The 14,346-nt window shown below is 69.9% G+C and carries 13 protein-coding genes and 1 pseudogene; 7 read left to right on the forward strand and 7 right to left on the reverse strand.

Features of this window, described 5'->3' with window-relative positions:
* The 4 genes from AQJ27_RS58225 to AQJ27_RS50115 form a co-directional block, all read right to left on the reverse strand.
* Positions 1–212, reverse strand: a 212-nt coding sequence (locus AQJ27_RS58225; RefSeq protein ID WP_208948624.1) for a hypothetical protein, incomplete at its 3' end; no start/stop codon positions are given.
* A gap of 240 nt (positions 213–452) precedes the next feature.
* Positions 453–1,160: a B3/B4 domain-containing protein gene (locus AQJ27_RS50105; protein WP_067385570.1), complete on the reverse strand. Its 708-nt coding sequence runs from the start codon at positions 1,158–1,160 to the stop codon at positions 453–455.
* Positions 1,161–1,211: 51 nt separating this feature from the next.
* Positions 1,212–1,859, reverse strand: a complete 648-nt coding sequence (locus AQJ27_RS50110; protein WP_067385572.1) for an FMN-binding negative transcriptional regulator — start codon at positions 1,857–1,859, stop codon at positions 1,212–1,214.
* Between the two features lie 53 nt (positions 1,860–1,912).
* The gene (locus tag AQJ27_RS50115) at positions 1,913–2,749 is read right to left on the reverse strand and encodes an EamA family transporter (RefSeq protein WP_067385573.1); all 837 of its coding nucleotides are present in this window, start codon (positions 2,747–2,749) and stop codon (positions 1,913–1,915) included.
* Between the two features lie 118 nt (positions 2,750–2,867).
* Between AQJ27_RS50115 and AQJ27_RS50120 the strand changes: the two genes are divergently transcribed.
* Positions 2,868–3,452, forward strand: a complete 585-nt coding sequence (locus AQJ27_RS50120; RefSeq protein ID WP_067385575.1) for a helix-turn-helix domain-containing protein — start codon at positions 2,868–2,870, stop codon at positions 3,450–3,452.
* 383 nt (positions 3,453–3,835) lie between these two features.
* A complete protein-coding gene (locus AQJ27_RS50125) occupies positions 3,836–4,531 on the forward strand; it encodes an alpha/beta fold hydrolase (RefSeq protein WP_067385577.1) in 696 nt (231 codons plus the stop codon).
* A gap of 18 nt (positions 4,532–4,549) precedes the next feature.
* Here the strand turns inward: AQJ27_RS50125 and AQJ27_RS60655 are convergent.
* Positions 4,550–5,077 (reverse strand): annotated as a pseudogene (locus AQJ27_RS60655) (alpha/beta fold hydrolase); the annotation flags it as partial.
* A 9-nt stretch (positions 5,078–5,086) separates the two neighbouring features.
* Here AQJ27_RS60655 and AQJ27_RS55365 point away from each other — a divergent pair.
* From AQJ27_RS55365 to AQJ27_RS50155, 5 genes are all read left to right on the forward strand, one after another.
* Positions 5,087–5,473, forward strand: a complete 387-nt coding sequence (locus AQJ27_RS55365; RefSeq protein WP_067385581.1) for a phosphotriesterase family protein — start codon at positions 5,087–5,089, stop codon at positions 5,471–5,473.
* A gap of 144 nt (positions 5,474–5,617) precedes the next feature.
* The gene (locus tag AQJ27_RS57735; RefSeq protein ID WP_067385583.1) at positions 5,618–5,854 is read left to right on the forward strand and encodes a hypothetical protein; all 237 of its coding nucleotides are present in this window, start codon (positions 5,618–5,620) and stop codon (positions 5,852–5,854) included.
* A gap of 94 nt (positions 5,855–5,948) precedes the next feature.
* Positions 5,949–8,687 (forward strand): helix-turn-helix transcriptional regulator, encoded by a 2,739-nt coding sequence (locus AQJ27_RS60430; protein ID WP_067385585.1) that lies wholly within the window; start codon positions 5,949–5,951, stop codon positions 8,685–8,687.
* Between the two features lie 157 nt (positions 8,688–8,844).
* Complete coding sequence (locus AQJ27_RS50150) at positions 8,845–9,540, forward strand: alpha/beta fold hydrolase (protein WP_067385587.1); 696 nt, start codon at positions 8,845–8,847, stop codon at positions 9,538–9,540.
* 154 nt (positions 9,541–9,694) lie between these two features.
* A complete protein-coding gene (locus AQJ27_RS50155; RefSeq protein ID WP_067385589.1) occupies positions 9,695–12,514 on the forward strand; it encodes a helix-turn-helix transcriptional regulator in 2,820 nt (939 codons plus the stop codon).
* A gap of 29 nt (positions 12,515–12,543) precedes the next feature.
* On the opposite strand, the gene AQJ27_RS50160 is transcribed toward AQJ27_RS50155, so the two are convergent.
* The gene (locus tag AQJ27_RS50160) at positions 12,544–13,365 is read right to left on the reverse strand and encodes an alpha/beta hydrolase (RefSeq protein WP_067385620.1); all 822 of its coding nucleotides are present in this window, start codon (positions 13,363–13,365) and stop codon (positions 12,544–12,546) included.
* Positions 13,366–13,546: 181 nt separating this feature from the next.
* Entirely contained in the window at positions 13,547–14,323 is a 777-nt protein-coding gene (locus tag AQJ27_RS50165; RefSeq protein WP_067385591.1) for an SDR family NAD(P)-dependent oxidoreductase, read from the reverse strand.
* Positions 14,324–14,346: the final 23 nt, after the last annotated feature.

Genomic DNA, 14,346 nt, shown 5'->3' on the forward strand with positions numbered 1-14,346 from the left:
CCGGATGCACACGCCCCGAGGTCCTCTTTCGGGGTGCGTACCGGGGCCGTTCGCAAAGCGTCGTAGGACTGACGGGCCTGTGCCTCGGCGGGTGACAGACGTGTGGCGCCGGAGCCGGTCGCGCCATCGGCGAAGGCGTTATCGAATGCCTCGCGCAGGATGGAGCGACGGTCGCGATCAACTACCGCTGCAGCACGGCGGATGTCGCACAAGTGGTCGCATGATCGAGGTAACTGACGCTGACCCGCTACTGACTACTTGCCCCTGAAAGGGGTTTGGCCTGGTGGCGGTGCTGATGTGGAGAGCCGGCGACATGCCGTCGGATTGCCTGATCGACCCAACTCCCCAGGCCCGCCCACCACGTTGGTGTCATGAGAATGCATCACCCTGCCTGACCCATCACCCTGCCAGGGGAGGGCCCGCGGCGCTGGGTGACGATTCGCCTGGAGACCTCAGGTGTTGGCCTGGTCGTGTGTCGGGCTGAGGTAGTGCACCGATGTCTGTTCGGCGTGCGGGATGAGCAGGCCCTGCAACTCCTCGGCTGCGACCTTGAGAAGGTCGCCGTCACGGGTGGCGTGGAGGGTTTCGAGGACGAAGGTGACGTGGGTGGAGTCCTTGGTGACGCGGGTGCGGTGGGCGTCGCGGTGGTTCCAGTGGCGGGTCAGGACGCCGGTGGTGTCGGCGTAGATGATCTCGCCCGGCTTGGGGTTCTCGGTGGTGTCGGGGTCGCCGAGCGGGGTGAAGGTCTCGGTGCCGTCCGCGTGGCGGATGTCGACGTCGCCGGTGACGTGGTCGAGGTCGAAGGCGCCGGCGGGCAGGCCGTGACGGACGGAGACGGCGTTGTAAGAGTCGACGGCCGGATTGATACGCGGCAGGGCCCCCTTCTTCGCGAGGCGGCGACCGAGCGCGTCGACGCTGGGGCGGATGCGGCGGGGGTTGGTGCCGAAGGCGCGGTAGGCGGTGTGCCATGCCTCGATACGGGGGTCGTTCTCGTTGGCGGGCTGCCAGGCGCCGTCGGCAAGTTGCTGCTCCAGGTCCTCCACGGCGGCCGTGGTGTGAGGCCAGGATTCATGGCTCCGCAGGCCGGTCGCGGTGACCAGGGCGACAAGGGTGTCGGGGAAGGCGTCGGCGACGGCGGGGCTGAGGCGGAAGACGGTCATGGGCGGGGTTCCGTTCCTGTGTGCGTGTGCGTGTGTGTGCAAGGGCGCGGGTCAGGGCTTCCAGGGTCCGATGCGGTCCAGGCGGCGGCGCTGCTGGAGGGCGGTGGGCACGTCGAGGCCCTGGCCGCGTGCGGTGAGGCGGTCGGCGACGGCGGTGCGGTGCTCGACGGGCTTGTGGTCGTCGTACTTGAACTTGGCCACCACGTCGGTGACTTCGAGGCGCAGGCCGCGGATGCCGGGCAGCATCCGGCCGTAGGGCGGCTGGTCGACGGCGACGTGGGCGTGGTCGCCGTCGGGCTGGAAGTGGGCGAGTTGGCGGCGTAGCAGCTCGGCCTTGGCCTCGGGGTCGTCGATGATGTGGGCCCGGCAGGTGAACTGGACGGCCGTGTAGTAGCTGGTGGGGACGCCGTCGGTGGGCGGGGTGCCGGCTGTGGCGCGCCATGGGCCGGGGATGAATGCGTAGTCGCCGAAGACGGTGAGCAGGACGTTCGGGTCGTGGTCGATCGACTTCCAGGCCGGGTTGGGGCGGGCGAGGTGGACCAGGAGATGGTCGCCGTCGCCGGTGAAGTGGGTGGGGACGGCGACGGGCGGGTGGCTGGGCAGGCCGTTGACGCTCAGGATTCCGAAGTCGTGCCCTGCGGCGATCCAACTCTGCCATTCGGCTTCGTCCAGGCTGGTGTCCCAGGGCTGGATGAACATGCTGTGCTCCTTGCGTAGTTGGCGGCGGCGGTGGGGGGGAGGGGAGCGGGGATTCAGGCGAGAGCGAGGAGGCTGACGGCGACGGCGGCGGTGCCCAGTCCTACGAGCTGGCCGTGACGGATGCGTTCGGCGAGCACGCTGCGGGCGAGCAGGACGGTGCCCGCCGGGTAGAGAGCGGTGATCACGGCGACGACGCTGAGGTCCCCGCTGCGGGCGGCGAGGAGGAACAACAGGTTCGCCATGGAGTCCAGCACGCCGGCGGCCGTCGACATCGCGTACGCGGGGCGCTCGGAGCCGAGCCTGCGGTACATGAGGCCGGCCGCGACCAGGATGACGGCAGAGGAGACCGCCCGGCCGATGATCAGCGGGGCCACGCCGCTGTCGGAGGGTGCCTGGTGCAGGAAGATCAGCTGGAGGGCGATGGCACCGCCGGCGCCGAAGGCCAACAGCAGCGCGGTGCGCGACGGGCGTGCCGACCCGGTGCCGTGTCCGGCGCTGACCAGGACCACCGAGACCAGCGCGAGCGGCAGGCCCACCAGGCCGGCAGTGCCCAGGTGCTCACCCTGCAGCAGGCCCACGCCGACGGGCAGCACGGCGGAGACGAGGGCGGTGACGGGCGAGAGTACGTTCATGGGGCCTATCGCCAGGGTGCGGTAGAGCAGGGCGAATGCGGCGGCCGAGGCGATGCCGGACGCGGCGCCCCAGCCGAGGGTGCCGGCGCTGAACGAGGCACCGAGGAACGGCCACAGCAGCAGCTCGACCGCGAGGGAGGCCGGGGCCGCGATCATCACGGTACGCAGCACATGAGCCTTACGGGCCCCCAGGCCGCCGAGGAAATCGGCGCATCCGTAGGCGAGTGAGCTGCCCAGGGCCAGCAGCAGAGCGATCACGGTACATCCCTTACGATTTCGATGGAACGACTAGACGGTACAACGAACCGACTGGCGCGTGTCAACCAAACGACCGGGCGGTGCACTAAAGTGATCCACTGGCGAGGATGGTGATCGGATGGCCGAGACAGAGGCAGCCCTGCGGACGCTCGCGCACAACGTCAGGGCGGCCCGCACCCGCGCGGGCCTGTCCCTGGACGAACTCGGCCGTCGCGCCAAGGTCAGCAAGGGGGCTCTCGTCGGGTTGGAGAAAGCGCAGGGCAACCCGAACTTCGCCACCCTGGTCCGGCTGGCCGACACCCTCGGCGTCTCGGTGTCCGCTCTGCTGGAGGGGCCATCCGAAGGTCGCGTCCGTGTCGTGGCCGCCGACACCGTGATGCCGTTGTGGACCGGAGTGCAGGGCAGCGAGGCCCGGCTCATGCTGACGACCTCGGGCCCGGCGCCGGTCGAGGTCTGGCGCTGGAAACTGGAACCGGGCGAGGAGTACCCCAGCCACCCCCACCAGGCCGGAGTCGTGGAAACCGTCAGCGTCACCGCGGGCCGGATGACCCTGATCGTCGACGGCGCCGAGCACACCGTTGAAGTCGGACAGACCGCCACCTTCGACGGCGACGCCTCCCACACCTACCGCGGTGCCGGCACCGAACCCTGCCACCTGATCATGACGGTCCACCTGCCACCCGGCCCCGTATCCACATCCTGAGCCGACGACACCTGGGAAAGCCGCAGCGGCGCCGTCGCCTTCGTCCCGGCCGTCGGCTACGGACGGCCCCGTTCTTGCTGGGCCATGGGTGAGGCCCGGGCACACTGCTCCTCCGCGGCCACGTGTTGATGAATGGTCGATCGCCGCGGCCGATCAGCCGCGGTGCGTCTCGGCGCCGTGGGTTGTCCCTGGCGATACGGCGATGAGGGCCACGGCAACCGGCGTTGCCCCGCGCTCGCGCATAGGTCAGATGACGTAGCCGTGGCAGCCGCCTTACGAACTACGTCATTTGGCTCAATCGAAGGCTGTTGCCGCCCTTCTAGCGTTCGGGTCATCATCCCGATCGAGTCCGGAACGGAATTCCGGGCGAAGGAGGCAATGCCGTGAGCGAAGTGAAGAACATCGTGCTGGTCCACGGTGGATTCGTCGATGGCTCGGGCTGGCAGGGCGTCTACGATCATCTGACCGCCGACGGTTACCGGGTCACCGTCGTGCAGAATCCGACCCTGTCACTGGCCGGCGACGTCGCCGCGACGCACCAGATCCTCGACGACCTCGACGGCCCTGCCGTGCTGGTCGGCCACTCCTACGGTGGCGTCGTCATCACCGAAGCGGGCAACCACCCGAACGTCGCCGGGCTTGCCTACATCGCGGCGTTCGCGCCCGACAAGGGCGAGTCCGTCAGCTCCCTGATCGCCGACCCGCCGCCCGGTGCGCCGGTTCCGCCGATCCTGCCGCCCAAGGACGGGTTCCTGTTCCTGGACAGGGGCAAGTTCGCGGCCTCGTTCGCCGCCGACGTGCCCGCGGCGGTGGCGGCCTTCATGGCCGACTCGCAGGTGCCGTGGGGCGTGGACGCGCTCGGCGGGACGGTGTCGGAACCGGCCTGGCGGACCAAGCCCTCGTGGTACCTGGTCGCCACCGATGACCACATGATCCCGCCGCCCGCCCAGCGAGTCATGTCCGAGCGGGCGGGGTCGACCGTCACCGAGACCCCGGGCAGCCACGCCGTCTACGTGTCCAACCCCGCGGCTGTGGCGGCCGTCATCAACCAGGCAGCCCACGCGGTTTCCGCCCGTTAGCGGAGGCGTCACATCCCGCGTCGCCGCCCAGTCGGTCTCGCCCGGTTCCCCCGGCCGGGCGGGACTCAGGAAGGCCGCCTTGATGCTGGTGCCGGCGATGCCCTCGGTGAGCTCACGGACGAACAGGTCGGTCATGCTCTCGGGGCCGCCGAGCAGCGTGCCGGGCCCGTGGTAGCGGAAGTAGTCCGGCACGTCCGCCAGTGTGTAGTTGGTGATGACGGCGCCGCCGTAAGAGTGGCCGACCAGAACGATCGGTGCCTCGATCGATTCGAGGACGCTCGCGATGTAGGCGGCGTCGGTGGGGATGCCGCGCAGCGGGTTGGCGGGGGCGATGGCCTTGTACCCGCTGTGCTGGAGCCGTTCGATGACGCCGTTCCAGCCGGAGGCGTCGGCGAACCCGCCGTGCACGAGAACGATGGCCGGCTTGGCCTTCGACTGGGCCTTGGTGTGGTCGGCGGCCGCGGCGGTGGAACCGGCCGGGCCGACCATCGCGGCCGTCGCGGCAACGGCGACTCCGCTCACGAGCGCCCGACGGCGGGTGATCATTCAACGGCCGTGCAGGTGAAATGCGCGATCGAGGACGAGCTCACCCCCGGCGTCGAGCGGGTCATGCGCTCCGCGGCCCAGGCCCACCTCCGCACCGGAGCCCCGATCACCGTCCACACCAGCGCTCACGCCCCGACCAGGCTGACCGCTCAGGAGATCCTGCGCAGCGAGGGCGTCGACCTCGGCGCCGTCGTCATCGGGCACAGCGGCGACATGGTGGTCTCCCACGACGCCTCCTGCCACATCGACTGGTTCCCCCCAGGCGTCCGCGAACAGATCGCACCGAACTGGCACTACACGCACCTGTACGACCACGTCCGTCCAGCGCTGCTGCAGGCCGGTGTCACCCAGGCGCAACTGGACACCATGCTGATCGACAACCCACCACCATGCTGATCGACAACCCACGCCGCTACTTCAGCCCCGGCCAAGTCCGAGCGGCACGCCACACGGCGCTGTCGAACAGAGCGTGTCCAGGCGGGTGCGGTCCGACCTCGTGGCCGAGGCCACAGACCGGCCTCTCGCGGGTGTTTGCCTCCCATGACCATCCCGGCCGAGATCACGACGCGCCGGGCGATCACGACGTGCCCGGCCGCGATCACCATGTGCCCGGCCACGATCACGACGTGGCTGTGCGAATCGTCCTGGCGGGCGGCAACGTCGGCCGTCCGGAGGCCGCGCAGCGCGCTCGGCACGGTGATGCGCGCCTCACGCCCGGACGTTCCCGGCTTCGTACCGCGCCGAGTGCCGCTGTTCCTGCACGTGGTGCGCCGGTAGGACCGCAGGTAGCGTGCGGGCTGTGACACCTGACGATGGGGCTGCCGGCCCGAGACAGAAACCGCACGACAGCCAATTGCCAGCAGCGGATGGCATGTTGGTCGGGCGGGAGCACGAACTGAAGGTCGTTGAGGAGTTCGTGCTTCGTGCAGCGAGTGACGGGGATGCCCTTGTGCTCTACGGGGAAGCCGGCGTCGGTAAGACGGTCCTGCTCGATGCCGCCGAAGAGGCTGCTGCCGCGAGTGGGGTCCCCGTCATTCGTACCGTCGGCGTCGAGGTCGAAACGGATCTGGCGTACGCCGCTCTGTACCGGCTGCTGACGCCGTTCCTGTCGCAGCTCGACGGGTTGAGCGGGCAGCAGCGGCGCACGCTGGCGACGGCGCTCGGGCTCGACGAGGGGGCGCCGCCCGACCGCCTGGCCGTATCGAACGCGGCGCTGTCGCTCCTCGGGCTGGCCAGGGGTGACGGTCCGCTCCTGGTGATCGTGGACGACCTGCCGTGGCTGGACCGTATGAGCGCGGCGGTACTGGCGTTCGTCGCGCGTCGGCTCGTCGGCGCCCGGATCGGGTTTCTCGGCGCCTTCCGCACGGGTGAGTCGAGCTTCTTCGACGGCGGCGGGCTGGCGGCCGTCGAGGTGATGCCGCTCGGCCAGACCGCCGCCGCCAGCCTGATCGACCGGCGCTACCCGGCACTTGCGCCAAGAGTGCGCCAGCAAGTGCTCGCTGAGGCGGCCGGGAATCCGCTGGCGCTGCTGGAACTGCCTTCGCGAGCGGCCGATCGCAGCCATGAACGGCAGACGGCTCCGGCACTGCCGTTGAGCCAGCGGCTGGAGCATCTGTTCGCCGCCAGGGTCGATCCGCTTCCGGCCGAGACCCGGCGCGCCCTGTTGCTCGCCGCGCTCGACGCCACCGGTGACCTCGGCATCCTCGTCGCGGCCTTCGGCGCGAGCGCCATCGACGACCTCGCCCCGGCGGAGCGTGCACAGTTGATACGGGTCAACGGTGAGCGGCGTCGGCTCGCGTTCCGGCACCCGCTGATGCGGTCCGCGGTCATCGCGATGTCCACCGATCAGCAGCGGCGCGACCTCCATGCGGCGATCGCCGCGCAGATGCCGGACCAGCCCGACCGCCGCGCCTGGCATCTGGCCGAGGCCGCCGAAGTCCCGGACGAGTCCATCGCGGTGCTCCTGGAGCAGACGGCGGACCGGATCCTCCGTCGGGGCGATGCGGTCGGCGCGCTCTCCGCCCTGCTGCGCGCGGCCGACCTCACCCCCGCCGGCCGGGACCGCGGCCGGCGGCTGGCACGCGCGGCGTACATCGGAGCAGAGGTCACGGGGGACATCGGCAGTGTGCCGCGGCTGTTGGCCGACGCGCAGCATGCCGACCCGGGCGGTGCCGACGCGCTGGCCGCGGCGGTCGCGGCGGCCGCGTATCTGCTGAACGGTGAGGGCGACGTCAATGCGGCGCACCGCATGCTCTTCGGGGCCATCGCGACTCGCGAGGTGCTGGACGGCGAGGACGACGGCCTGATCGAAGCCCTCTGGTTTCTCATCGCCATCTGCGTGTTCGGCGGCCGGGCGGAACTGTGGCCGCCGTTGGACGGCTTGATGGGACGTTTCAGACCGGCGCCACCGCGATATCTGACCGTCCTCGCCAAGGCCTTCGGGGATCCCGCGCATCAGGCCCTGCCGGTACTCGACGAACTCGACGACTTGATCGGTGGGTTGAGCCAGGAGCCCGATCCGGCATACGTGGCGCGTGTCGCCATCGCCGGTGCCTACGTGGATCGACAGCGCGCGTGCCGAGGCCCCGTGCAGGCGGTCGTCGACCACGGCAGGGAGGGCGGTGCCGTCACCTCGCAGATCCAGACCGAGGTCATCCTGGCCAACGACGACTTCTTCGCCGGCCAATGGGATGAGGCGCTGGAGCTGTGCGACGAAGGGATACGCCTGTGCGAGCTGCACGGCTACCCGTTGCTGAGATGGCTGTACGTCCATCAGGACGCTGTGATCGCGGCGGCGCGGGGCCGGACCGAGCGCGCGCGGGCCGCAGCCGAGGCGATGACTCGCTGGGCGGCACCGCGCGGAGTCGGGCTCCTCCTCGCGTACGGGCACGGTATCGAGGCCCTCCTGTCGCTCGGGCGCGGTAAGTATCAGGAGGCCTTCGTCCGTGCTTCCTCGATCACTCCGCCGGGGAAGTTGCAGCCTTATGCCCCCTACGCCCTGTGGACCGCTCTGGATCTCGTCGAGGCAGCGGTACGCGCCGGCCTGCGCACCGAGGCCGCTCGGCACGTCGCCGCACTGAGGGACATGGACATCCCCGCGATCTCCCCCCGCCTGTCACTCGTCACAGCGGGAGCCGCCGGCATGGTGTCTCCCGACGGGCGGTTCGCGGACCACTTCGAAGCAGCACTCGCCGTCGCCGGAGCGGAACGGTGGCCCTTCGACCGGGCCAGGATCCAGCTGTCCTACGGGCAACGCCTCCGCCACGGCCGAGCCATGGCCGAGGCGCGCAGGCATCTCACCGAGGCCTTCGACACCTTCCAGCGGCTCGATGCCACACCGTGGTCCGCCCTCGCCGGCAAGGAACTACGGGCCGCCGGCGGATCACGGGGGAAGCTTCAGGCGGGTGGCATCGCGGCACTGACGCCGCAACAGCGGGAGATAGCGATGCTGGCGGCAGCGGGTCTGACGAACAAGCAGATCGCCGAGCACCTCTTTCTGTCGCCGCGCACAGTGAGCACGCACCTCTATCAGATCTATCCCAAGCTCGGCGTGACCACCAGGGCCGGACTACGTGACGCCCTGAGCAACGAGGAGCCCACCACGGAGTGAGCCGCCGCCCGCCGTCCGGTGCGGAGCTTCGCCCTCCACCGCCGACCGGCGACAAGGCCGCGCAGGGTCTCTCTGCCGGCGATCCACGTCATTTGACTGAATCGGCGGGGCTGTTGACGGGCCTAGCGTGGCGGCAGCACTCGTGAGGAGGAAGCGAATGAATACCGGTGATCCCACCCGAAACGTGGTCTTAGTGCATGGCGGTTTCGTCGACGGTTCCGGCTGGCGGGCGGTGTACGACCTGCTCAGCGTGGACGGCTACCACGTGAGCATCGTGCAGAATCCGACCCTGTCGCTGGATGGCGACGCCACCGTGACCCGGCGGGTGCTCGGGCTGCAGGACGGTCCCACCGTGCTGGTCGGCCACTCGTACGGCGGCGCCGTCATCAGCGAGGCCGGTACCCACGACAAGGTCGCGGCTCTCGTCTACATCGCGGCGTTCGCGCCGGACAAGGGCGAGTCCGTCGGGTCGCTGACCGCCGACCCGCCGCCGGGCGCCCCGGTCCCGCCGATCCTGCCGCCCAGGGACGGGTACTTGTTCCTCGACCGCGAAAAGTTCCGGGCGTCGTTCGCCGGCGACCTCTCCGCCGACCGCGCGTCCTTCCTCGCGGACTCGCAGGTTCCGTGGGGCGTGGACGCGCTCGGCGGCAGGGTGACCGAGCCGGCCTGGCGGCACAAGCCGAGCTGGTATCTGGTCGCCGCCGACGACCACATGATCCCGCCGCCGGCCCAGCGGGCGATGGCCGAGCGCACGGGAGCGTCCGTCGTCGAGGTACCGGGCAGCCACGCCATCTACGAGTCCCGACCCGACGCCGTCGCCCACCTGATCAAGCGAGCTGCCACCGGCCGGTGAACCTGCTGGTGAACCTGCTGGTGAACCGGCCGGTGAGCCGACCGCACAACCGTCCCGGCCGTGCCGCATTCGGCCGGGACCTCCCGCTGCTCAGCCGTACCACCCGTCGGTCCGACGGCGTATGTTCGGCAGAGAGACACTTGCGAGGCACGTCATGAGGACCTGCGTCATCTCTCCAGCCGACCCGCGTCAGACGCTCTACGGCCGCGACCACGATCTCGCCGCCATCGGCGCCTTCGTCGACGGCGCCGCCGACAACGCCGGCGGGTCCCTACTGGTCACCGGAGACGCGGGTGTCGGCAAGAGCGCGCTCCTGCATGCCGCAGCGGCGCGAGCCGTCGACGGAGGCGTCCGCGTACTGCGGGCGGCCGGCGCGGAGTTCGAGGGTGACCTGCGCTTCGCCGGGCTCCACCAGATTCTGCATCCGCTGCTCGACGGGCTGGCCGACCTCTCCGACCAGCACAGGAACGCACTCTCGGTGGCCCTCGGCTTCGCATCCGGACAGGCCCCTGCGCAGCACGCCGTCACGGGCGCCACCATGGCCCTGCTCCGACACGCCTCGCAAGCCCGCCCCCTCCTGCTGGCGATCGACGATCTTCCGTGGCTGGATCAGGGGAGTGCCAAGGTGCTGCGCTCACTCGACCTCGCCGCGACCCGGATCGGGATGCTGGCCGTCACCCGCGACGATCACAGCGCGCATGGTGGATCCGACGCCGCGCGCGTCCACGAACTCGCACCGCTGGACGATCAGTCGGCGGCCGCGCTGCTGACGGATCGCTTTCCCGCCCTGCCCCCAGAGGTACGTCGGCGGCTCCTGGCGGAGGCGCTCGGTAACCCGCTGACTCTCCAGGAGTTGCCGACCGCACTCGACGCGGCCCAACGGTCGGGATCCGCGCCGCTGCCTCACGTGCTGCCGCTCAGCCGACGCCTACAGGCGGTCTTCGTCTCCCGAGTGGCCGAACTCCCACCGTCCAGCCGACATCTGCTGCTGCTGGCGGTACTGGACGGCACCGGTGACCTGTCGGCCCCACGGTCGCTGCTGCCTGACCATGTGGTGACGGAGGCCTTGCGAGACGCACAAGAAACCGGACTGATAGACCTGGATCGTGCGAAGGCACGTCTGCACTTCCGCCATCCGCTGATCCGCTCGGCCGTGGTGGAGCTGTCCACCGCCGGTGAGCAGCGCAGGGCTCACGAGGCGTTGGCACGGCGGCCCGACGGAGACGAGGAGCGCCGCACCTGGCACCTCGCGCACGCGGCGGTCGAGCCGGACGAGCAGGTCGCCGAGCTTCTGGAGCAACTGGCCCGCCGGGCGCGCGGACGCGGCGACGTCGCCGGTGCGGTCGCCGCCTTCACCCGAGCGGCCGGTCTCAGCCCGGACAGGCGCGACCGGAGCCGCAGGGCCGCCGCAGCCGCCTACCTCGGCACGGACGCGACCGGCAACCTGCTCGACGTGCCGCGGCTCCTGGAAGCCTGCCGGCCGACCCACGACGCCGATGCGACCTCGTTGACCACGGCGCTCGCGGCCGCCCACCACCTCCTGCTCAGCGGTATCGGGGACGTCGACTCCGCGTACCGTCTGCTGATCAAGGGAGTCGACGCCGGACTGAGCCGGGCGGACACACCGCACGACGTCCTTCAGGACGGCCTGTACACGCTGGCGTGGATCAGCTTCTTCGGCGCCCGCGCGGAACTCCGGGAACCCCTCGAACGAGCCGTCACGCGTCTGACTCCCCGCGTCCCGGAATCTTTGGCGCTGATGCTGAGCTGTCTCGGCGATCCGGTCCACACCTCGCTCCCTGACCTGCGCCGACTCGACGACGCGGTCGGCAGACTCGCGGCGGCGGACCCCGTAGAGGTGATCCGGATCGGCATGGCCGGCCAGTACGTCGGCCGCCTGGAGACCTGCCGTCCGGCACTGCAGAGGCTGTTGGGGGAGGGGCGCGAAGGCGAACATGTCACGCTGACGATCCACGCGATGAATCTGCTGAGCCGGCACTGCTACGAATCCGGGGAGTGGGATCAGCTCGCTCACCTCAGTGAGGAAGGCCTGCGGCTCAGCCGTCGGCACGGCTACCACCTCCTCGCCCAGACGTTTCTCCACCATCAAGCCCTGCTCGCGGCGACACGCGGAGACTCCGACCGGGCGGAGGACCTCGCCGACGAGATCACGCGTTTCGCGGCACCCAGGCGTAGCCAGCTCCTCCTCGCCCTGGCCGCGGAGATCAGAACGAGAGCGGCTCTCGGCCGCGGAGAATACGAAGTGGCATTCCTGCAGGCGACCTCGATCAGCCCCGCCGGTGTCCTTCCGCATTTCCAGGCACCTACCCTGTGGCTGATCCCGGATCTCGTGGAGTCGGCCATTCTCTCCGGTCGGCACGACGAAGCCGAGGCGCACGTCGCAGCGCTGCGCCGCGCCCAAGTGCCCGCGATATCGGGCAGGCTGGCGCTGGTGACGCACGGCGCGGCAGCCATGACCGCCGACGACGACCGGTTCGTGGCACAGTTCGCACGCGCGCTGGCTCTACAGGGCGCCGACACCTGGCCGTTCGACCTTGCCCGCATCCGGCTCTTCTACGGCGAACGCCTTCGGCGCGCCAAGGCCACGCAGACAGCGCGTGAACAGCTCAACGCCGCCCTCACGACCTTCACGCAGCTGGGGGCATCGCCCTGGGCCGACCGCGCGCGGAGCGAACTGCGCGCATCAGGCCTCGCGGCCGTCCAAGCCGGCGCCTCGCCGGACACCCGCCTGTCACCTCAGCAGTACGAGATCGCGAGGCTCGCCGCCGCGGGTATGACGAACAAGCAAATCGGTCAACGGCTGCACCTCTCGCCGCGGACCGTGGGAAGCCACCTCTACCAGGTCTTCCCCAAACTGGGCATCACCTCTCGCGCAGCGCTCCGCGATGCCCTGCAAGAGGCTGGGAAACCAGCGGACGCCGGACCGAAGGACACTGTGCCTCCGCAGCCGTGATCGCCGACCTACGCGGGACGGCCGGCGTTTCAGGCGTGGGCTTGGCTGTTGTGGACCGCCCAGGCCAGGGCGAAGTCGGCGACTTCCTCCCAGCCGTCCTGTCCGACGGTGTAGTGGGAGCGGCCAGGGAACTCGTGGTAATCGGTGATGGCCGACGACTTGCGGTAGAGACGGGCGTTGGCCTTGTTCACCTTCGGCGGGACGATGTGGTCCGCTCCTCCGGCGATGAACAGCAGCGGAGCACGGCTGTTGTTGCGGAAGTCGACACGGGTGGTGGCACGAGGGGTGAAGTTGGCCAACGCGCCCTGATAGAGGACGCGTGCGGAGCCGGGCACGTGGTGACGGTCGTAGACCGCCTGCGATTCCTCATGGCTCAGTGTGTTGGTGAACGCGTAATGGAACTGGCGGGGAGTCAGGCCCACTGCCTTGTTCTTGTTGGCAGGGTTGCCCAGCACGGGCCAGGCCGATCTGAGCGTGGACAGCGGGACCGGAAGCACACCCTTGACCGGCGCTGAATCGATGGCCACGCCGGCGACGCCGAGGCCCCGGGCCAGAAGGATCTGCACGAGCGCGCCCCCGAAGGAGTGGCCCATGATGATCGGCGGCTCGTCCAGGCCGCGGATGGTCTGTTCGTAGTGATGGGCAATCTCGCCCAGTCCGACACCCGCGATCGAGGACGGGTCGCGTCGCAGTTCCTCCACCTCGCGCTCCAACCCGGGCCAGGCCGGTGCCAGTACGCGGTGGCCGGAGGCGGTGTATCGGTCGCTCCACTGTTCCCAACTGCGCGGAGTCATCCACAAACCGTGGATGAGGACGATCGTGCCGGTCTTCGGCTTACCGATCGGGGGCATGAGGCTCTCCTGGGGATAGAACGTTGTGCCTCGTCTCATGTCCATCGACTCGGCGCGGTCGTCGGGGTTCATGAGGTGGTCGCGGGTCTGTCGACCGGCCCGCGTTCCAGTGGGGTGCTCGGTGACGTGACTTCGGCTACGTGCACGCGCCGGGTGACACAGTTTCGGGCACGCACAGTGGTCAGATCTGGCGCAGGGCACCGCCGTCGACGTCCCACTCCGCAGCGGTGACCTGGCGTGACAGGGGTGAGACGAGGTAGGCGACGACCTGTGCGACGTCGTCCGGCTGTCCAATCCGGCCCGTGAGCAGCGGCCGGATCTCCGTCACCATGCGGGTGATCGCGCTCTCCCTGTCCGTACTCCACAGCTCGGCGGCCTGATCGCCGAAGCCGCCGGGCCGGTCGTACAGCGGGGTACGGGTGGGCCCGGGGATGACGACGTTCGAGCGGATCCCCCGCGGGCTGAACTCGGTGGCCAGTGAAGTGGACAGTGCCAGCAGCGAAAGCTTGGCTGCCGCGTAGTCCATGTTGCCGATCTCCGGCAGCCGCGCGGAGTCGCTGCCGACATGGACCAGGCTGCCGCCACCGAGCATGGCGGGCACGGCGGCGCGGCTCATGCGGCGGGCGGCGTGGAAGTTGAGATCGAAAGTGGCCAGCCACTGTTCGTCGGTGATGTCCAGGAAGCTGGAACGGGCCTGCAGCCCCCCGGCATTGTTAACCAGGGCGTCGATGCGGCCGTGCTGTTCGAGCACGGCGGCGATCACCCGCGCGGGCGCGGCGGGGTCGGTGAGGTCGGCTTGGACGGCGGTGCCCCGGGCGCCGAGACCGGCGTCGACCGGATCGCGGTCGACACCGACCACCACGGCTCCTTCCTCGGTGAGCAGGCGGGCAGTGGCTTGTCCGATGCCTGAGGCGGCACCGGTGACGACCACGACCTTGTCCGTCAGTCGCAGATCCATGACGTTCTCCTTGGGGTGTGAGG

This window comes from Streptomyces olivochromogenes (assembly GCF_001514115.1).
In the GTDB taxonomy this organism is placed as follows: domain Bacteria; phylum Actinomycetota; class Actinomycetes; order Streptomycetales; family Streptomycetaceae; genus Streptomyces; species Streptomyces olivochromogenes.